Genomic DNA, 18,892 nt, shown 5'->3' on the forward strand with positions numbered 1-18,892 from the left:
AGCGCCCTGAATGAGTATTAATGAACAGGCGATGAGCCAGGCGCTGTTAAACGTTAAAGACTTACGCGTGACGTTCAGCACCCCGGACGGTGACGTGACCGCCGTTAACGATCTTAACTTCAGCCTGAAAGCGGGCGAAACCCTGGGCATCGTTGGCGAATCCGGCTCCGGCAAATCGCAAACCGCTTTCGCGTTAATGGGGCTGTTGGCGGCCAATGGCCGTATCGGCGGGTCCGCTACCTTTAACGGCAGAGAAATTCTCAACCTGCCGGAGCGTGAGCTGAACCGCCTGCGCGCCGAGCAGATCTCGATGATTTTCCAGGACCCGATGACCTCGCTCAACCCCTATATGCGCGTTGGCGAGCAGCTGATGGAAGTGCTGATGCTGCACAAAGGGATGAGCAAAGCGGAAGCGTTTGAGGAATCGGTACGCATGCTGGACGCGGTAAAAATGCCGGAATCCTGTAAGCGGATGCGCATGTTCCCGCATGAATTCTCCGGCGGGATGCGCCAGCGCGTGATGATCGCCATGGCCTTGCTGTGCCGGCCGAAGCTGCTGATTGCCGATGAGCCGACAACCGCGCTGGATGTGACCGTGCAGGCGCAAATCATGACCCTGCTAAACGAGCTGAAGCGCGAGTTTAATACTGCCATCATTATGATCACCCATGATCTCGGCGTGGTGGCGGGGATTTGCGACAAAGTGCTGGTAATGTACGCCGGGCGCACCATGGAATATGGCCGCGCGCGGGATGTGTTTTATCAGCCCGCGCACCCGTACTCCATCGGTCTGATTAATGCGGTACCGCGGCTTGATGCGGAAGGGGAATCGTTAACGACCATTCCCGGTAACCCGCCTAACCTGCTGCGTCTGCCTCAAGGGTGCCCGTTCCAGCCGCGCTGTCCGCATGCCATGGAGATCTGCAACACCATGCCACCGCTGGAGAGATTTGCCGACGGGCGTCTGCGCGCCTGCTTTAAACCGGTGGAGGAACTGGTATGAGCGCTGTAACCCAGGAAAGAAAAGTTCTGCTGGAAATCGCCGATCTTAAAGTCCATTTCGAGATTAAAGACGGTAAACAGTGGTTCTGGCAGCCGCCGAAAACCCTCAAGGCGGTGGACGGCGTCACCCTGCGGCTGTACGAAGGCGAAACGCTGGGCGTGGTGGGGGAATCCGGCTGCGGCAAATCCACCTTCGCGCGGGCGATAATCGGACTGGTGAAAGCCACCAGCGGGCGCGTGGCGTGGCTTGGCAAAGATTTGATGGGCCTGAACCCGCAGGAGTGGCGCGACGTGCGCAGCGATATCCAGATGATTTTCCAGGATCCGCTGGCTTCGCTGAACCCGCGTATGAATATCGGCGACATAATCGCCGAGCCGCTGCGCACCTATCATCCGAAAATGCCGCGCCAGGAAGTGCAGGATCGCGTCAAGGCGATGATGATGAAAGTGGGCCTGCTGCCAAACCTGATAAACCGCTATCCGCACGAGTTTTCCGGCGGCCAGTGTCAGCGTATCGGTATCGCCCGCGCGCTGATCCTCGAACCAAAGCTGATTATCTGTGACGAGCCGGTTTCCGCGCTGGACGTGTCGATTCAGGCGCAGGTGGTCAACCTGCTTCAGAAACTGCAACGCGAAATGGGGCTGTCGCTGATTTTTATCGCCCACGACCTGGCGGTGGTGAAGCATATTTCCGATCGCGTACTGGTGATGTATCTGGGCCATGCGGTGGAGCTTGGCACCTACGACGAGGTGTACCATAACCCGCTGCACCCCTACACCAAAGCGCTGATGTCGGCGGTGCCGATCCCCGACCCGGACCTGGAAAAGAATAAGCAAATCCAGCTGCTGGAAGGGGAATTGCCATCGCCAATCAATCCGCCGTCGGGCTGCGTGTTCCGCACCCGCTGCCCGATTGCCGGGCCAGAATGCGCCAAAACCCGTCCGATGCTGGAAGGCAGCTTCCGTCATGCGGTTTCGTGTTTGAAGGTTGACCCGCTGTAGCGGGAGACGGGCATTTATCTGAAGCCATAAAGATCAAGACCGCAATCCGGCGTTATGCCAGAATCTCAGGGCCAGCAATCGCTGGCCTTTTTTGTGAAAAGAGTCTGCAAATGGCTATGCTGCGCTCGCGTCTCTATTACCGATTATTCGATCAACGTACCCGTAGCGGTCGGCGTTTTGAAGCGCTGTGCGGGTTTATCGCGCTGCTCAGCGTAGCAGTAGTGTTTATCGAATCCGGTTTTGGCACCCAGTATCATCCTACCAGTTCCCAGCGCCTGATCTTCGTCGGGCTGGAAATCGGCTTTACGCTGCTGTTTACCGCTGAATATTTGCTGCGACTGTGGGTATGGCCCAATCCGGCCCACTATGCGTGGAGTTTCTGGGGGATCGTCGATCTCGTTACGCTATTGCCGCTGTACGTATTACTGCTGTGGCCGGAATTTGCCATGGGGTATGTGTATCTGTGGCGGGCGATACGGGCAATTCGGGTATTCCGTATCCTCAAGCTGCTGAGAATTATGCCGTCAGTGAACAGTTTCTGGCGATCGGTGGTGAATGCCCGGCATCAGCTGATTCTGTTTTATAGTTTTATTGGCATTGTGATGGTGATTGCCGGGGCGCTGATGTACGGCATTGAAGGGCCAGAAAGCGGCTTCAAAACGCTGGGCACCGCAGTCTACTGGGCAGTCGTTACCGTCACCACCGTGGGCTATGGCGACATTACTCCGCAAACCGCTGCCGGAAGGCTGGTGGCATCGCTGTTGATCTTAATTGGTTATTCGGTGATTGCCATTCCGACCGGTATTTTGACCGCGCAAATGACCAATGAATTGCAGAACCGACATAAAGCGCGGGTGTGCCCAAAATGCAAAACTCAGGGGCATCAGGTCACGGCCAAATATTGCCATCATTGCGGCGGGGCATTACCGAAAAGCGAGGAATAAGACGCGGCGGACGCCGCGCCCGATTATTCACGCCACAGGATATGGCAGAATTTATGATCTTTTTCGCGGCACAGCAGAACGCGGGCAAATACGTCGGTGATTTCACCGTCTTCGCTTTCCGCCAGGCCAATCACCACTTCAGAGAAAAAGTCGGGATTTAAATCGAAATCCACATGCTGTTCCCACTCCTGGGACGGGTCGAAAAGCTCTGCACCGCCACGCTCTTCGAACTGCAAATTAAACAGAATAATATCTGCCGGATCGAGATTATCCGCCGCCAGTTCAAGAAAAATATCGTATGCCTGATCCAGGGTTTCGTCTTCCGTCAGGCGATTATTCAGATCCATTTCCATCATCACTACCTTGATTGATTCATTGAGGCCCGTTTTACAGCAACGGGCTAAAGAAGTAAAACAAACGCTCGGTGATCCGCTGCCATAACGGGCGTTTTACCCATAAACGCACCTCCAGCAGCCGGGAGCGTGAAATATAATCGTCCTGCACGGCAGCGAGATCGGCGGCAAAGCCGGCGTCGTCGATCACCAGCGTGATTTCAAAGTTGAGCCACAGGCTGCGCATATCCAGGTTCACCGTACCGACCAGGCTTAACTGCCCATCGACCAGCACGCTTTTGGTATGCAGCAGGCCGCCTTCAAACTGGTAAATCTTGACCCCGGCGGCCAGCAGTTCGGTAAAGAACGCCCGGCTGGCCCAGCCCACCAGCATCGAGTCGTTTTTGCGCGGCAGAATAATGCTCACGTCGACGCCGCGCTGGGCGGCAGTGCAAATCGCGTGCAGCAGATCGTCAGACGGCACAAAGTAGGGCGTAGTCATAATCAGGTATTCGCGCGCGGCATACACCGAGGTTAACAATGCCTGATGGATCAAATCTTCCGGGAAGCCCGGCCCGGAAGCGATAGTTTGGATGGTATGCCCGCTGGCCTGTTCGAACGGCATAATATTCAAATCCGGCGGCGGCGGAAGCAGGCGTTTACCGGTTTCAATTTCCCAGTCGCAGGAGTAGACAATGCCCATCGCGGTCGCCACCGGGCCTTCCATGCGCGCCATTAAATCCACCCACTGGCCCACGCCTGCATCTTGTTTAAAGAAGCGCGGGTCCACCAGGTTCATACTGCCGGTATAGGCGATGTAGTTGTCGATCATCACCATTTTGCGGTGCTGGCGTAAATCCATGCGGCGCAGAAACACACGCATCAGATTAACTTTTAATGCTTCCACCACTTCCACACCCGCGTTGCGCATCATTGCCGCCCAGGGGCTGCGGAAAAACGTCACGCTGCCTGCGGAATCCAGCATCAGGCGGCAATGCACCCCGCGACGCGCCGCCGCCATTAACGACTCGGCGACCTGATCCGCCATGCCGCCCGGTGCCCAGATATAAAACACCATCTCGATATTGTGGCGAGCAAGCTGGATGTCGCGGATTAACGCCTGCATCACATCGTCGGAATCCGTCAGCAGTTGCAACTGGTTGCCTTTGACGCCGCTGATGCCCTGACGCCGTTCACACAGCTGGAACAGCGAACTTGCCACCTCGCTGTTTTCTTCAGCAAAGATGTGCTTGCAGGCTTTAAGTTCATGCAGCCATTTCGCCGTGGAAGGCCACATAGCCCGGGCACGCTCGGCCCGGCGCTTGCCCAAGTGCAGTTCGCCAAACGATAAATAAGCAATGATCCCGACCAGGGGAAGAATATAAATAATCAGCAGCCAGGCCATGGCGGAAGGAACGGCGCGGCGCTTCATTAAAATACGCAGCGTTACACCGGCAATAAGCAGCCAATAACCCAAAAACACCAGCCAACTTATTACGGTGTAGAAAGTCGTCATATCCTGAAAATCCTTTTGATTCGCCGTCTTATGAGTGTACGCACAAGTCTCATTCCATCAAACAGAAAATGCGCCAGAAAACTCCTTTGAAGCCACCGGGAAGGGTCTATAATGACGCGTCTGTTCTTATTAAGAGTAGTAGTCATGAGGCGTAGTAGAACTGAGGTTGGGCGCTGGCGGATGTTACGCCAGACTCAGCGGCGCAAATCGCGCTGGCTGGAAGCGCAGTCGCGACGCAATATGCGGATCCACGCCATCAGAAAGTGCATTGTTAATCGTCAACGCGGCACTTTACTGTTTGCAATCCACGCGTTGTAAGCGCAAAAAAGAGGGCACCGCATGCGGTGCCCGATGATTTTTAGCGTTCGGTTGCTCAGAAAACTTTCTTGAACGGCTTCACTGACACGGTTTTATACACTCCCGCCGCGATATAGGGATCTGCCTGCGCCCAGGCTTCGGCGTCTTCGAGCGATTCAAATTCAGCGATAACCGTAGAGCCGGTAAAACCCGCGGCACCAGGCTCATTGCTGTCAACGGCAGGCATCGGCCCGGCAGTGAGTAATTTTCCTTCATCACGCAGCAGCTGCAGGCGAGCCAGGTGAGCCGGGCGTACCGACAGTCGTTTTTCCAGAGAATCGGCATTATCTTCAGCGTAAATAACGTAAAGCACAGGCAGAGTTCCTTTAAAAATCGCAAAGAGCATTTACGGTATTGGAAAGCGCCCGATCCTGCAACGTAAACATAAATTACCTGTTAATTCCTTAACATAATCCGGGTGTTTTTGAGGGTTAGCGGATGAGATTTGCATGAATGGGTGATGCGTTGTTGAATATGATTGCTATTTGCATTTAAAATCGACCCATTGCTCATTTAACGAAATTGCTATGACCTCAATGACCCTCGATTTACCTCGTCGTTTTCCATGGCCGACCCTGCTGTCTGTGGCGGTGCATGGTGCCGTAGTGGCGGGGCTGCTTTATACCTCGGTACATCAGGTTATTGAACTGCCTGCGCCTTCCCAGCCTATCTCCGTGACCATGGTCGCGCCTGAAGTGCTGGAACCGCCGCAGCCGGTGGTCGAGCCGCCGCCGCCGGAACCGGTTGTTGAACCGGAGCCGGAACCCGAACCGCTGCCGGAACCGCCGAAAGAAGCGCCAGTGATGATCCATAAACCGGAACCGAAGCCGAAGCCAAAACCGAAGCCCAAGCCGGTGAAGAAAGTGGAAGAGCAGCCGAAGCGTGAAGTGAAACCGGCAGAGCCGCGCGCCGCATCGCCGTTTGAGAATAAAACCCCGGCTAAAACCGTTTCTCCACGTCCGTCTGCGCCAACCCCTGCTGTGGCCGCGCCGTCAGGCCCGCGAGCGGTGAGCCGTAACCAGCCGACCTATCCGGCGCGTGCCTTTGCGCTGCGTATGGAAGGCAACGTGCGGGTGAAATTCGACGTGGGTGCCGATGGTCGGGTGGACAATATCCAGGTACTGTCAGCCAAACCGACCAATATGTTCGAGCGTGAAGTGAAAAACGCGATGCGTAAATGGCGCTATGAGCCGGGCAAACCGGGTAACGGATTGATCGTTAACGTGGTATTCCGCATTAACGGCGGGGCGACGGTTGAATAAACTACGCCCTAAATAACAAAGCACGCCAGGTGGCGTGCTTTTTTTTAGTTCAACGCGGGCAGCGGCCGGGGTTTTCCCTGTTCGTCCACCGCGACGTAGATAAATAACGCTTCGGTGGCTTTATAACGCTGGCCGATAGGTTCGGAAGAGACTTTCTTCACCCACACTTCCACGTTTATGGTCACCGATGTATTACCGCGCTTGATGCAATTTGCATAGCAGCACACCACATCGCCCACTGCCACCGGGCGCAGAAAGGTCATTCCGTCGACGCGCACAGTGACGACGCGGCCATGGGCCTGCTCTTTCGCCATGATCGCGCCGCCGATATCCATTTGCGACATCAGCCAGCCGCCGAAAATATCGCCGTTAGCATTGGTGTCTGCGGGCATCGCCAGCGTGCGTAATACTAATTCTCCCTGCGGTGCGGTTTGTTCGTGACTCATTTCTTCTCTTCCTGCGGCATATGGCGATAAATATAAATTCCGCTTAACAGGGTAAATACCAGGGTTAACGCCGTCAGCCCAAAGACTTTAAAATTGACCCATACGCTTTGCGGCAGCCAGAACGCGATATAAATATTGGCCAGGCCGCAGGCAATAAAGAACAGCGCCCAGGCGATATTCAGGCGTGACCACACTGGTTGCGGCAGCGTCAGTTCTTTGCCGAGCATGCTCTGAATCAGCGGTTTTTTCATGATCCACTGGCTAATCAGCAATGCGCTGGCGAACAGGGCGTAAATCACCGTGACTTTCCACTTAATAAATTCATCGTTGTGGAAAAACAGCGTCAGACCGCCAAATACCGCCACCAGTACAAAAGTAATGAGCGCCATTTTTTCAATCTTGCGGTATTTGAACCAGCTATATACCAGCACCACGGCGGTAGCGACAATCAGCGCCGCGGTTCCGGCATAAATATCGTACAGCTTATAAAATGCAAAAAAGACAATTAGCGGTAAAAAGTCGAGAAACTGCTTCATAATCGATTCCGTAACGAAAGGCTCCTGACTCTATCGCAACCGCCAGGAGCCGGGACAGGTTATTGGCGTAACAGCATGTACAGGCGATAAAGATAGATTAGCAGCAGCGCTGAAATTAAATTGCTCAGCGTGTTTGCGACAATCGCACCTACCTGAGGAGTCAGCGCCGCAAAACCGGAAGCCATCAGCAGCAGGGCGGTTTTCGCCAACAGCCAGCTCATCACCGCCGGAGCGACAAGACGCATATTGCTCCAGGCCAGGCGCATACTGTTGCGCATCGCCTGAAAAATGCCCACTTTATCCTGTACCAGCATCACTGGTGCCAGCGACAGCACAATCGCCAGAATAACGCCCGGCAGTACAATCAGCATAATGCCGACCTGCACCAGCAGCGTGGTCAGTAAAATTAGCAGGAACATCCGCGGCAGAACTGGCGCGCTGGCACCAATGGCGCGCAGGGCACTCACCGGCTGCCCGGCGGAAACCATCTGGATCAGTAATAAAATGCCGCCCGCCAGAATGGCGTTGCCGAACAGACCGGAAAAGGTCGACACGGCGGAGGCGCGCAATAACACCTGCTGCTGTTCCGGCGTCATATTCTGCACCAGTTCAAACAGCCCAACGCTCCCGGTTAAATTATCGCCCTCGCTCAGAATCGACAGCTGTTCTTCGCTCGGTGAAAAGGCATGCCCAAAAAGAACGGTAATAAAGGCACATAGCAGCGCGATCAGCAGAATAGTAACCAGCTGATTGCGAAAAAAATTCCCCGTGTCACGGTAAACGGATTTTGCCGTGATAGACATGCACTCTCCTTGAGTTGATTGCCGTATTAATCTGGCGGCAATTGTACCCTGGATGGCCTGTCAGTTGCAGCACTGTGAATGGTCAAGCTCAGTAAATCTGTGCCGTACAGCGGCGGTAAACCGTAATGGGCGCGGGCGCGGTTACAGGCTTCTTCGGTAACGCCGTTTTCTCCCGAGCGGGTAAATTCCCGGCAGGGGGAAGGCCGCTGATGATAAATCGCGCAGCTGACGTTTTTGCCAGGCTCGCCTTGCAACGCCACACAGCGGCTCTGGCGCTGGTTGGTGCCGCCCATACAGCGCAGGAAAGGGGTAACGGGTTCCGTCAGTTCAACAGGCACCGCTCCGCCTGCATCATCAGCTTCAGCCCAGTAAAAAGAGACACGAAAAAACGCACAACAGGCACCGCAGGACAAGCATTCATTACTCATCGTACACCCGCATTCATCAGATTCGCTTACTTATTGTCCACTACGTTAGCCAGCCTTCAGTGACGGCGCAAGATGTTAAAAACAAAATTTATTTGATACGCAAACGGGTAATTGATGTAGATGCAAAATGGTGCGTGGTAAATGGCATGTAAAAATTAATCTAAATCAATAAATGTTAAATTTTCAAAATAAGTGTGATCGAAACGAGATCACTTATTACTTCTTTGTAGGTATATTCAGCGCGCAAATAAAACCACAAAGAGGGAATGGATATGAAAAAGCTGACGGTGGCTCTGGCGCTTCTGGGTTGTTTTTCGGGTGTTGCGCCGGCTCACGAAGCAGGTGAATTTTTTATGCGTGCGGGTACCGCGACGGTGCGCCCGACGGAAGGATCGCAGGATGTATTAGGCATGGGCGGCTTTAACGTCAGTAACAATACCCAGCTGGGGCTGACGTTCACCTGGATGGCAACCGACAATATCGGCGTGGAACTGCTGGCGGCGACGCCGTTTCGTCATAAAGTTGGCCTGGGGGCGACGGGGGATCTGGCTACCGTTCACCAGCTTCCGCCAACGTTAATGGCGCAGTGGTATTTTGGCGATGCCACCAGCAAGGCGCGTCCTTATGTCGGCGTCGGCGTTAACTACACCACTTTCTTTGATACCAAATTCAACGATACCGGCAAAGATGCTCAGCTAACCGACCTGAGCGTTAAAGATTCCTGGGGCGCGGCGGGGCAGGTGGGCCTGGATTACATGATCAATCCGGACTGGCTGATCAACATGTCGGTCTGGTATATGGACATCGACACCGAAGTGAAATTCAAAGCGGCGGGCGAGCAGCAGAATATCAAAACCCGTATCGATCCGTGGGTGTTTATGTTCTCGGCGGGCTATCGGTTCTGAGTTTGTTTAGCCATTAGCTGCCTTTAAGCCCCTGTTGACAGGGGCTTAACAAGGCGGGTTATTAGCCCTGGCGGGTGGCGGCCTTCAGGCTTTGCACAAACGCTTTCAACTCGCTCAGCATTGCGCTGTGATCGTTGAGGTTTTTCTCGATAATTTTCACGATGGCGGAGCCGGAAATCGCCCCGGCAGCGCCCGCTCCAATCGCGGCTTCAACCTGCGACGGCTCGGAAATGCCAAAGCCCTGCAACGGCGGCGCGGCATGGTATTCCGTCAGCTTGTCGATCAGATGATTCAGCGGCACGCTGGCGCGGTTTTCCGCACCGGTAACGCCCGCACGAGACAGCAAATAGGTATAGCCGCGGCCACGCGAGGCAATCTGGCGCAGAAGATTATCATCGGCATTGGGCGGACAGATGAAAATCGGCGCGACATTATGGCGCAGCGCCGCTTCGCTGAACGGTGCAGACTCTTCAACCGGCACATCCGCCACCAGCACCGAATCCACACCCACCTGGGCGCACTTCTGGTAAAACGCGTCGACACCGTTGCTGAACACCAGGTTGGCGTACATCAGCAGGCCAATCGGGATCTGTGGATGTTTCTGGCGGATGGTCGCCAGCATTTCAAAACACTGCGCCGGAGTCACGCCGGAGGCAAAGGCGCGCAGGGTGGCGTTCTGGATGGTCGGGCCGTCCGCCAGCGGATCGGAGAACGGAATGCCCAGCTCCAGCGCATCCGCTCCTGCTTCGATCAGCGTGTCGATAATGCGCAGCGACTGTTCCGGCGAGGGGTCGCCGAGGGTGACGAAAGGTACAAACGCCCCTTCCTTACGGGCTTCAAGCTGCTTAAACAACTGCTCATAACGTTCCATCAGATTTCCCCTCTTGCTTTCAAAATATCGTGAACGGTGAAGATGTCTTTGTCGCCACGGCCAGAGAGGTTAACCACCAGCAGTTGCTCTTTTTCCGGGTTCTCGCGCGCCATCTTCAGGGCGTGAGCCAGCGCGTGGGAAGACTCCAGCGCCGGGATAATCCCTTCTTTCAGGCACAGGGTTTTAAAGGCTTCCAGCGCTTCATCATCGGTAATCGACACATACTCCGCGCGGCCTGTGCTGTTGAGATACGCATGCTGCGGGCCGACCGACGGGAAATCGAGCCCGGCGGAAATAGAGTACGACTCTTCGATTTGTCCGTCTTCGGTCTGCATCATCGGCGATTTCATGCCGAAGTAAATGCCCACGCGGCCATGCTTGAGCGGCGCGCCGTGTTCGCCGGTTTCAATACCGTGCCCGGCCGGTTCAATGCCAATCAGCCCCACGCCCTCTTCTTCAATAAAGTCGGCGAACATGCCGATGGCGTTAGAGCCGCCGCCCACGCAAGCCAGCACCGCATCCGGCAGGCGGCCCTCTTTTTCGAGGATTTGCGCTTTGGTCTCTTCGCCAATCATACGCTGGAATTCACGCACGATAGTCGGGAACGGGTGCGGGCCCGCTGCGGTGCCCAGCATATAGTGAGCGCGATCGTAGCTGCCGGACCAGTCGCGCAGCGCCTCGTTACAGGCGTCTTTCAGCGTGGCCGAGCCGCTGTGCACCGGGATCACTTCCGCGCCCATCAGGCGCATACGGAACACGTTCGGCGACTGGCGCTCCACGTCTTTAGCGCCCATGTAGATGCGGCATTTCAGGCCGAGCAGGGCGCTTGCCAGGGCAGAAGCCACGCCGTGCTGGCCCGCGCCGGTTTCGGCGATGATTTCGGTTTTACCCATCCGCTTCGCCAGCAATGCCTGTCCCAGCACCTGGTTGGTTTTATGCGCGCCGCCGTGCAGCAAATCCTCACGCTTCAGATACAGCGTGGTGCGGGTGCCTTCGGTAATGTTCTGGCATTTGGTCAATGCGGTTGGACGACCAGCGTAGTTTTTCAACAGGTCGGTAAACTGCGCCTGAAACTCCGGGTCCTTCTGCGCGCTGACAAAAGCTTCTTCAAGCTGGCGCAGCGCGGGCATCAGGATCTGCGGAACATACATACCGCCAAATTCACCAAAATAAGGGTTCAGTAATGTTGTCATGATCTCTTCCTTAATAGGCCCGCAGCGTTTTGAATACCGCCGCCAGCTTGTTGCTGTCTTTAATACCCGGCGCGCTTTCCACACCGGAATTGAAATCTAAACCGCTACAGCCGAGTTTGGCCGCATCGACGCAGTTATCCGCGCCCAGCCCACCGGCCAGTAAGACGTTGTCGAGCTGTTGGCCCGCCAGCAATGACCAGTCGAAACGCTGCCCGCTGCCGCCCTGGCCGTTGTCGAACACATAGCGGTCAACAAATTGCAGATCGCGCGCCGGGAGGCTATTCGCCACGCTGAGCGCTTTCCAAATCGCCACCTCGTCAGGCAGCGCATCGCGCAGGGCGCTGATGTAAGCCCGATCTTCGCTGCCATGCAGCTGCACGGCGGATAATTTCAGCGCTTCGGCGATATTCACCACGTCCTGAACAGCGCTGTCGCGGAACACGCCGACATAGCGTAGCGGCGCGGCAGCGCTCACCGTCCGGGCCTGCTCCGGCGTAACGTAGCGCGGGGAGGAGGGCGCAAAAATCAGTCCGCCGAAGATTGCGCCCGCTTCATACGCCGCTTTGGCGTCTTCCGGGCGGGTCAGACCGCACACTTTGTTCTCACCCAGCAGCACGCTGCGCACCGCCGCGTTGAGGTCGTCCTGGCCCATCAGCGCAGAGCCAATCAGGAAACCGTTGGCAAAATGACTGAGCTCGCGCACCTGGGCATAGCTGTTGATGCCCGATTCGCTGATCACTGTCACGCCTGCGCCGAGGCGCGGTGCCAGTTGGCGGGTGCGGTTCAGGTCGATTGACAGGTCGCGCAGGTCGCGGTTATTGATGCCGACGACTTTTGCCTCCAGCGCAATCGCGCGCTCCAGCTCTTCTTCATTACTGACTTCGGTCAGCACGCCCATATTCAGGCTGTGGGCCACCGCCGCCAGCTGGCGATACTGCTCGTCATCCAGCACCGAGAGCATCAGCAGGCAGGCGTCGGCCTGATAGTAGCGCGCCAGGTAAATCTGGTACGCGTCGATAATGAAATCTTTGCACAGCACCGGCTGCGGGGCGATCTGGCTGACGATGGGCAGGAAATCGAAGCTGCCCTGAAAATATTTCTCATCGGTCAGGACCGAAATCGCCGAAGCGTGGTGCTTATAAACCCCCGCGATACGCGCCGGGTCGAAGTCATCGCGGATCACGCCTTTGGACGGCGACGCCTTTTTGCATTCGAGAATAAAGACGGTACGTGCGCCCCGCAGCGCCTCGTAAAAATGGCGCTGGCTCGGCACAATTTCATTCTGGAAGCTGGCCAGCGGCTGCTGTGCTTTACGCGCTTCCACCCAAATGGCCTTGTCGGCGACGATTTTCGCTAACACGGTTTGCATGATTTATCCTCTCGCTGCCAATGCGGTAACACGATCGTAAGCGGCACCACTGCGCAGCACCTCGATAACCCGTTGAGCGTTCACTCTGAGATCCTCTTCGCCGTGCAAACGCAGCAGCATAGCGACGTTAGCGGCGACGGCGGCCTCATGAGCGCTCTCGCCTTTACCTTGTAACAGGCGGGTCAGAATGTCACGGTTTTCTTCCGGCGTGCCGCCCAGCAGCGCGTCCTGATGATAGGGCGTCAGGCCAAAGTCATCGGCGGTGAGCTGATAGCTTTTGATTTCGCCGTTATGCAGCTCTGCCACTAAGGTCGGGGCATGCAGCGACACTTCATCCATCCCGCCGCTGTGCACCACGGCGGCGCGCTGATAGCCCAGCACACGCAGGGTTTCGGCAATCGGCAGCACCAGCTCCGGGCTGTACACGCCAATCAGCGCCAGCGGCGGATGCGCCGGGTTAATCAGCGGCCCCAGCACGTTAAACAGGGTGCGGGTTTTCAGCTGCTGGCGGACCGGCATGGCGTGACGAAAGCCGGTGTGATATTTCGGCGCGAACAGGAAGCAAACGCCCAGTTCATCCAGCGCCTGGCGGGACGCGTCGGCATTCATATCCAGATTGATGCCAAACGCCGCCAGTAGATCCGACGAACCGGAACGGCTTGAGACGCTGCGGTTACCGTGCTTCGCCACTTTCAGCCCGACCGCCGCCGCCACAAACGCGCTGGCGGTTGAGATGTTAATGCTGTTGCTGCCGTCGCCGCCGGTACCCACGATATCGGCAAACAGGTATTCCGGACGCGGGAAGGGCGCGGCGTTCTCTAACAGCGCCGTGGCGGCCCCGGCGATCTCATTGGGGTGCTCGCCGCGCACTTTAATGCTGACCAACGCCGCCGCCAGCTGTTCCGGCTTCAGCTCACCGCGCACAATCGCGGAGAACAGCTGGTGGCTCTCTTCGCGGCTCAGGGTCTGCGCCTGATACAGCTTGTCGAGGATCGGCTGGATGGTATTTTTCTCTTCCAGCGATTTCAGTGCCCAGGCGAGGGTTTGCTCCAGCAGGCGCGCGCCCTGGCTGGTAAGAATCGATTCCGGATGGAACTGGAAGCCCACTACGCGATCCGCATCGTGGCGCACGCCCATCACCATCCCGTTGAAGTGGGCGTTGATGGTCAAACCCGCCGGAACGTTGCTGCCCACCAGTGAATGGTAGCGCGCCACCGGCAGCGGATTTTGCAGCCCGGCGAACATGGCTTCGCCATCGTGGGTGATGTTAGAGGCTTTGCCGTGCAGGATTTCCCCGGCCTGGCCCACGTAGCCGCCGTAGGCTTCGACAATCGCCTGATGCCCCAGGCAGATGCCGATAATCGGCAGCTTGCCGCGCATCCGGGTCAGCAACTCCGGCATACAGCCCGCTTCAGACGGCGTGCCCGGACCGGGCGATAGCATCAGCACCGGGTTCTTCATGGTCGCCAGACGGTCGATTAAGGTCTGCGCCGGGACATGATTACGGTAAATCACCACGTTGTGCCCGCTGGCACGCAGCTGATCGGCCAGGTTATAGGTAAATGAGTCGATATTATCGAGCAGCAGAATGTCGGCCATCAGAACGTCTCCTGTGCGTGGTGTGCCGTGGCGATTGCGCGCAACACCGCGCGAGCTTTATTGCGTGTTTCATCCGCTTCAGATTGCGGCACCGAGTCGAGCACCACGCCCGCGCCCGCCTGGACGGTGGCGATGCCGTCCTCGACATAGGCCGAACGAATCACAATGCAGGTATCCAGATCGCCGTGGGCGGTGAAGTAACCCACCGCGCCGCCGTAGCTGCCGCGCCGCGAGCCTTCTGCTGCGGCGATAAGTTGCATGGCGCGGACTTTCGGCGCACCGCTCAGGGTGCCCATATTCATGCAGGCGCGATAGGCGTGCAGCACATCCAGATCCTGGCGCAGTTCGCCCACCACTCGTGACACCAGATGCATCACGAAGGAGTAGCGGTCGACCTTGGTTAAATCCGCCACGTAGCGGCTGCCCGGCGTGCAGATGCGCGCCAGATCGTTACGCGCCAGGTCCACCAGCATCAGATGCTCGGACAGCTCTTTATGGTCGGTGCGCATTTCCAGCTCGATGCGGCTGTCCAGGTCGCGGTCCAGCGAACCGTCGGCGCGACGGCCGCGCGGGCGGGTCCCGGCAATCGGGTAGATTTCAATCTGGCGTGAATCGGCGTCATATTTCAGCGAGCTTTCCGGCGATGCGCCAAACAGCGTGAAGTCGTTATCCTGCATAAAAAACATATACGGGCTGGGGTTGCTGTTCTTTAACGTTTCATAGGCCGCCAGCGGCGATGGGCAGGGCAGCGTAAAGCGGCGCGACGGCACAACCTGGAAAATTTCCCCGGCGCGAATGGCTTTTTGCATCTCGCGCACCACGGCGCTGTACTCTTCATCGCTCTGATTGCACTCGCAGCGCATGGCCGGCACGGTTTCCACCGGCAGCGGCTGAGCAGGCTGGGTAAGCTGAAGTGCGATCTCGTCAATACGCTGGTCCAGACGCCGCGCTTCGCTGTCCGACGGCGTGAACTGACTGGTTTGAATGCGAATGTGCTTTTTCTGGTGGTCGATAACCAGCAGGGTTTCCGCCAGATAGAAGCAGTAGTCCGGGCAGCGGTTATGCTGCTCAACCGCAGGCAGCTCTTCGAAACCGGCCACCAGGTCATAAGCAAACAGCCCGCCGAAGAACATGGCTTCACGTTCATCCGCCGGGACGCTGACCAGATCCTGCAACAGGCGGAAGGTATCAAACACCGACAGCGAACACAGGCGCGCGTCTTCATCCAGCAGCGCGCTGACCGGCGGGAAGCGCAGCACGCGCCCCTGAGGCAAGATTTGATTGTCGATCCCGGCAGGCAGCGCCGTATCCAGTAAATCCAGCAGCGCCGCGCCGTTAGCGGTCAGTGCGTCAATAGTGACAGTGTCACCCAGCGCGGTAATGCGCAGCGCGCAGTCTACCAGCAGCAGGCTCTTTAACGAGTCTTTGCTGTCAATATCCGCCGACTCCAGCAACAGCGTGGCAGGGCGCGAGGCGCACAATTGATGAAACAGCGCGGTTGGGTTATCGCGATAGGCGGCTTCGTAAGCCTGGAGTTGCAACGCGGGTTTCTGGGTTTGCATATCGGTTCTCATTATTCTGTTCAAAAAAAAGCCCGCTTGATGGCGGGCCGGGTATCTGGTGTGCGTGACGCACAGTGGATTCACTGCCCTGAGTCAGGAAGTGCGCCACCAGCGGTTAACAATCATGTTTGCTTTCATCTTCAGATACCTGTCTTGTGTGAACTTGCGTACTAGTTAACTGGTTCAGGCGCGTAAAGTCAACCCCGATTTTAGAAAATCATTGATAATCGTTATGATAGACGCCCGAATGCTATGCCACATGTGCTGGAGCTGTTTTTGAATCCATCTTCGAATGCTGTGATTTATGATTTACACAGCCATACGGTCGCCTCTGATGGCGCACTCACGCCGGAACAACTGGTGCATCGCGCCGTTGAGATGGGCGTGACGACTCTCGCCATTACCGATCATGACTCTACCGCAGGTTTGCCCGCCGCGCATCGGGAAATCGCCCGACAGCAGCTGCCGCTGCAACTGATCAACGGTACGGAAATTTCCACGCTGTGGGAAAATCATGAGATCCATATCGTTGGGCTGGGCATTGATATTGCGCATCCGGCATTAATTGAATTTCTGGGTGAACAGCACGCTCGCCGCAATCGCCGGGCTGAAACAATCGCCGAGCGGCTGGAGAAGGCGCGCATTCCCGGCGCGTGGGAAGGGGCGCTGCGTCTGGCTGACGGCGGGACGGTTACCCGCGGCCATTTTGCTAAATTTTTGATCGAAGACGGGCGCGCTAATTCGATGGCTGACGTGTTTAAACACTATTTAGCGCGTGGGAAAACCGGTTATGTGCCGCCGCAGTGGTGTACAATAAAACAAGCTATTGATGTGATTCACCATTCTGGCGGTCTGGCGGTGGTGGCCCATCCGGGGCGTTACCGGCTGTCGGCGAAGTGGCTTAAGCGTTTGCTGGGGCATTTTGCCGAACAGGGCGGCGATGCCATGGAAGTGGCGCAGTGCCAGCAAGCGCCCGACGAGCGGGCAAAACTTGCCGCTTACGCAACCCAATTCGGACTGTTGGCGTCACAGGGATCGGATTTTCATCAGCCTTGCCCGTGGATCGAGCTGGGCCGCAAACTCTGGCTTCCCGACGGCCTTCAGCCTGTCTGGCAGCGCTGGGACGCGCCAGAATCGAGTAAAGAGAGGGCAGTATGAGTCAGTTTTTTTATATTCATCCGGATAACCCACAGCCGCGACTGATCAACCAGGCCGTGGACATTGTGCGTAAAGGCGGGGTGATTGTTTACCCGACCGATTCCGGCTATGCGTTGGGCTGTAAGCTGGAAGATAAGGGCGCGATGGAGCGCATTTGCCGTATTCGTCAACTGCCGAACGGCCACAACTTTACCCTGATGTGCCGCGATCTGTCGGAACTGTCGACCTATGCGTTTGTCGATAACGTGGCGTTTCGCCTGATCAAAAACAACACCCCAGGCAACTACACCTTCATTCTCAAAGGCACCAAAGACGTACCGCGCCGTTTGCTACAGGAAAAGCGTAAAACCATTGGCCTGCGCGTGCCGTCGAACCCGATTGCGCTGGCCCTGCTGGAAACGCTGAACGAGCCGATGCTGTCCACCTCGCTGATGCTGCCGGGCAGCGAATTTACCGAATCCGATCCGGAAGAGATCAAAAACCGGCTGGAGAAAGTGGTCGATTTGATTATTCATGGCGGCTATCTGGGCCAGCAGCCCACCACGGTGATTGATTTAACCGACGATTCGCCAGTGGTGGTGCGTGAAGGGGTTGGCGACGTTAAGCCTTTCCTGTAATGCCCTGAGCCGCTATACTACGCGGCCTTAAAGGCGGCGGGTCACTGCCGCCTTCCCCATTCGACGCCTGGGAAGGCGACATCTTAAGGAAGCTCTATGAGCGAGAAGCTACAAAAAGTATTGGCCCGCGCCGGTCACGGTTCGCGCCGCGAACTCGAAACCATGATCTCCGCCGGTCGCGTCAGCGTTGATGGCAAAATTGCCACCCTGGGCGATCGCGTTGAAGTAAACAGTGCGCTGAAAATTCGTATCGATGGCCACCTGATTTCGATTAAAGAATCCGCCGAGCAGATTTGCCGCGTGCTGGCGTATTACAAGCCGGAAGGCGAGCTGTGCACCCGTAACGATCCGGAAGGCCGCCCAACGGTGTTTGACCGTTTGCCGAAACTGCGCGGCGCGCGCTGGATTGCGGTTGGTCGTCTGGATGTCAATACCTGCGGCCTGTTGCTGTTCACTACCGACGGTGAACTGGCTAACCGCCTGATGCACCCAAGCCGTGAAGTGGAACGTGAATACGCGGTGCGCGTGTTTGGTCAGGTTGAAGACAGCAAAGTTAACGACCTGGCGCGCGGCGTCCAGCTCGAAGATGGTCCGGCGGCGTTTAAAACCATTAAATTCACCGGCGGCGAAGGTATTAACCAGTGGTACAACGTCACCCTGACCGAAGGGCGCAACCGCGAAGTGCGTCGTTTATGGGAAGCGGTAGGCGTGCAGGTGAGCCGTCTGATCCGCGTCCGTTACGGCGACATCCCGCTGCCGAAAGGCCTGCCGCGCGGCGGCTATACCGAGCTGGATTTAGCACAAACCAACTACCTGCGTGAGCTGGTGGGCCTGCCTGCTGAAACCAGCAGCAAAGTGGCGGTGGAAAAAGATCGTCGTCGCATGAAGGCGAACCAGATCCGTCGTGCAGTGAAGCGTCATGGCCAGACTACCGCGCGTCGCAGCAGCGGCCCGGCGGTGAAGAAAACCCGCGAAAGATAATCGCTTTGA

The 18,892-nt window shown here is 56.7% G+C and carries 21 protein-coding genes and 1 other annotated feature; of the genes, 9 read left to right on the forward strand and 12 right to left on the reverse strand.

Annotated elements, in window-relative coordinates; all coding sequences use genetic code 11:
• The first annotated feature begins 10 nt into the window (after window positions 1-10).
• From oppD to FND52_RS03300, 3 genes are all read left to right on the forward strand, one after another.
• The gene (gene oppD, locus FND52_RS03290) at window positions 11-1,003 is read left to right on the forward strand and encodes an ABC transporter ATP-binding protein (RefSeq protein ID WP_144129302.1); all 993 of its coding nucleotides are present in this window, start codon (window positions 11-13) and stop codon (window positions 1,001-1,003) included.
• Complete coding sequence (gene oppF, locus FND52_RS03295; RefSeq protein WP_125294342.1) at window positions 1,000-2,004, forward strand: murein tripeptide/oligopeptide ABC transporter ATP binding protein OppF; 1,005 nt, start codon at window positions 1,000-1,002, stop codon at window positions 2,002-2,004. The genes oppD and oppF overlap by 4 nt, the downstream gene beginning before the upstream one ends.
• A 110-nt stretch (window positions 2,005-2,114) precedes the next feature.
• The gene (locus tag FND52_RS03300) at window positions 2,115-2,948 is read left to right on the forward strand and encodes an ion transporter (RefSeq protein ID WP_144129304.1); all 834 of its coding nucleotides are present in this window, start codon (window positions 2,115-2,117) and stop codon (window positions 2,946-2,948) included.
• 23 nt (window positions 2,949-2,971) lie between these two features.
• Here FND52_RS03300 and FND52_RS03305 read toward each other — a convergent pair whose 3' ends face one another.
• A complete protein-coding gene (locus tag FND52_RS03305; protein ID WP_125294344.1) occupies window positions 2,972-3,301 on the reverse strand; it encodes an HI1450 family dsDNA-mimic protein in 330 nt (109 codons plus the stop codon).
• A 34-nt stretch (window positions 3,302-3,335) separates the two neighbouring features.
• Window positions 3,336-4,796: a cardiolipin synthase gene (gene cls / locus FND52_RS03310; RefSeq protein WP_125294345.1), complete on the reverse strand. Its 1,461-nt coding sequence runs from the start codon at window positions 4,794-4,796 to the stop codon at window positions 3,336-3,338.
• Between the two features lie 144 nt (window positions 4,797-4,940).
• Here cls and FND52_RS03315 point away from each other — a divergent pair, with 144 nt between their 5' ends.
• Window positions 4,941-5,114 (forward strand): YciY family protein, encoded by a 174-nt coding sequence (locus tag FND52_RS03315; protein WP_125294346.1) that lies wholly within the window; start codon window positions 4,941-4,943, stop codon window positions 5,112-5,114.
• A 55-nt stretch (window positions 5,115-5,169) separates the two neighbouring features.
• Here the strand turns inward: FND52_RS03315 and FND52_RS03320 are convergent, their stop codons facing one another.
• Window positions 5,170-5,466 (reverse strand): YciI family protein, encoded by a 297-nt coding sequence (locus tag FND52_RS03320; RefSeq protein WP_125294347.1) that lies wholly within the window; start codon window positions 5,464-5,466, stop codon window positions 5,170-5,172.
• Between the two features lie 214 nt (window positions 5,467-5,680).
• Between FND52_RS03320 and tonB the strand changes: the two genes are divergently transcribed.
• The gene (gene tonB / locus FND52_RS03325; protein ID WP_144129306.1) at window positions 5,681-6,415 is read left to right on the forward strand and encodes a TonB system transport protein TonB; all 735 of its coding nucleotides are present in this window, start codon (window positions 5,681-5,683) and stop codon (window positions 6,413-6,415) included.
• 44 nt (window positions 6,416-6,459) lie between these two features.
• On the opposite strand, the gene yciA is transcribed toward tonB, so the two are convergent.
• Genes yciA through FND52_RS03345 form a run of 4 tightly spaced genes read right to left on the reverse strand, consistent with a single transcriptional unit; the run spans window position 6,460 to window position 8,628 of the window.
• Window positions 6,460-6,861 carry an acyl-CoA thioester hydrolase YciA gene (gene yciA, locus FND52_RS03330; protein WP_125294348.1) on the reverse strand — a complete coding sequence of 134 codons (402 nt, stop codon included), beginning with the start codon at window positions 6,859-6,861 and terminating at the stop codon, window positions 6,460-6,462.
• Window positions 6,858-7,397, reverse strand: a complete 540-nt coding sequence (locus FND52_RS03335) for a septation protein A (RefSeq protein WP_125294349.1) — start codon at window positions 7,395-7,397, stop codon at window positions 6,858-6,860. Before FND52_RS03335 ends, yciA begins: the two co-directional genes overlap by 4 nt.
• Window positions 7,398-7,456: 59 nt before the next feature.
• Entirely contained in the window at window positions 7,457-8,200 is a 744-nt protein-coding gene (locus tag FND52_RS03340; RefSeq protein WP_125294350.1) for a YciC family protein, read from the reverse strand.
• Between the two features lie 26 nt (window positions 8,201-8,226).
• Window positions 8,227-8,628, reverse strand: coding sequence for a YkgJ family cysteine cluster protein (locus FND52_RS03345; RefSeq protein WP_144129308.1), 402 nt, complete (start codon window positions 8,626-8,628; stop codon window positions 8,227-8,229).
• A gap of 272 nt (window positions 8,629-8,900) precedes the next feature.
• Between FND52_RS03345 and ompW the strand changes: the two genes are divergently transcribed.
• Window positions 8,901-9,533 carry an outer membrane protein OmpW gene (ompW, locus tag FND52_RS03350; protein WP_125294352.1) on the forward strand — a complete coding sequence of 211 codons (633 nt, stop codon included), beginning with the start codon at window positions 8,901-8,903 and terminating at the stop codon, window positions 9,531-9,533.
• Window positions 9,534-9,594: 61 nt separating this feature from the next.
• Here the strand turns inward: ompW and trpA are convergent, their stop codons facing one another.
• From trpA to FND52_RS03375, 5 genes are read right to left on the reverse strand one after another with little or no spacing between them, the layout of a single operon-like run.
• Window positions 9,595-10,404 (reverse strand): tryptophan synthase subunit alpha, encoded by an 810-nt coding sequence (gene trpA / locus FND52_RS03355; protein ID WP_144129310.1) that lies wholly within the window; start codon window positions 10,402-10,404, stop codon window positions 9,595-9,597.
• Entirely contained in the window at window positions 10,404-11,597 is a 1,194-nt protein-coding gene (gene trpB, locus FND52_RS03360; protein ID WP_144129313.1) for a tryptophan synthase subunit beta, read from the reverse strand. Before trpB ends, trpA begins: the two co-directional genes overlap by 1 nt.
• Before the next feature lie 10 nt (window positions 11,598-11,607).
• A complete protein-coding gene (gene trpCF / locus FND52_RS03365; protein ID WP_144129315.1) occupies window positions 11,608-12,966 on the reverse strand; it encodes a bifunctional indole-3-glycerol-phosphate synthase TrpC/phosphoribosylanthranilate isomerase TrpF in 1,359 nt (452 codons plus the stop codon).
• Window positions 12,967-12,969: 3 nt separating this feature from the next.
• Window positions 12,970-14,565: a bifunctional anthranilate synthase glutamate amidotransferase component TrpG/anthranilate phosphoribosyltransferase TrpD gene (gene trpD, locus FND52_RS03370; protein WP_125294356.1), complete on the reverse strand. Its 1,596-nt coding sequence runs from the start codon at window positions 14,563-14,565 to the stop codon at window positions 12,970-12,972.
• On the reverse strand, window positions 14,565-16,127 hold the full coding sequence (locus FND52_RS03375; RefSeq protein ID WP_144129317.1) for an anthranilate synthase component 1: 1,563 nt from the start codon (window positions 16,125-16,127) through the stop codon (window positions 14,565-14,567). The genes trpD and FND52_RS03375 overlap by 1 nt, the downstream gene beginning before the upstream one ends.
• A gap of 22 nt (window positions 16,128-16,149) precedes the next feature.
• Window positions 16,150-16,244 (reverse strand) — a sequence feature (Trp leader region).
• A gap of 135 nt (window positions 16,245-16,379) precedes the next feature.
• Between FND52_RS03375 and rnm the strand changes: the two genes are divergently transcribed.
• The 3 genes from rnm (at window position 16,380) to rluB (ending at window position 18,883) form a co-directional block, all read left to right on the forward strand.
• A complete protein-coding gene (rnm, locus tag FND52_RS03380; RefSeq protein WP_167509317.1) occupies window positions 16,380-17,285 on the forward strand; it encodes an RNase RNM in 906 nt (301 codons plus the stop codon).
• Window positions 17,282-17,902: an L-threonylcarbamoyladenylate synthase gene (locus FND52_RS03385; RefSeq protein WP_125294359.1), complete on the forward strand. Its 621-nt coding sequence runs from the start codon at window positions 17,282-17,284 to the stop codon at window positions 17,900-17,902. The genes rnm and FND52_RS03385 overlap by 4 nt, the downstream gene beginning before the upstream one ends.
• Window positions 17,903-17,998: 96 nt before the next feature.
• The gene (gene rluB, locus FND52_RS03390; protein ID WP_125294360.1) at window positions 17,999-18,883 is read left to right on the forward strand and encodes a 23S rRNA pseudouridine(2605) synthase RluB; all 885 of its coding nucleotides are present in this window, start codon (window positions 17,999-18,001) and stop codon (window positions 18,881-18,883) included.
• Window positions 18,884-18,892 lie beyond the last annotated feature (9 nt).

This window comes from Atlantibacter subterraneus (assembly GCF_007570865.1).
Classification (GTDB): domain Bacteria; phylum Pseudomonadota; class Gammaproteobacteria; order Enterobacterales; family Enterobacteriaceae; genus Atlantibacter; species Atlantibacter subterraneus.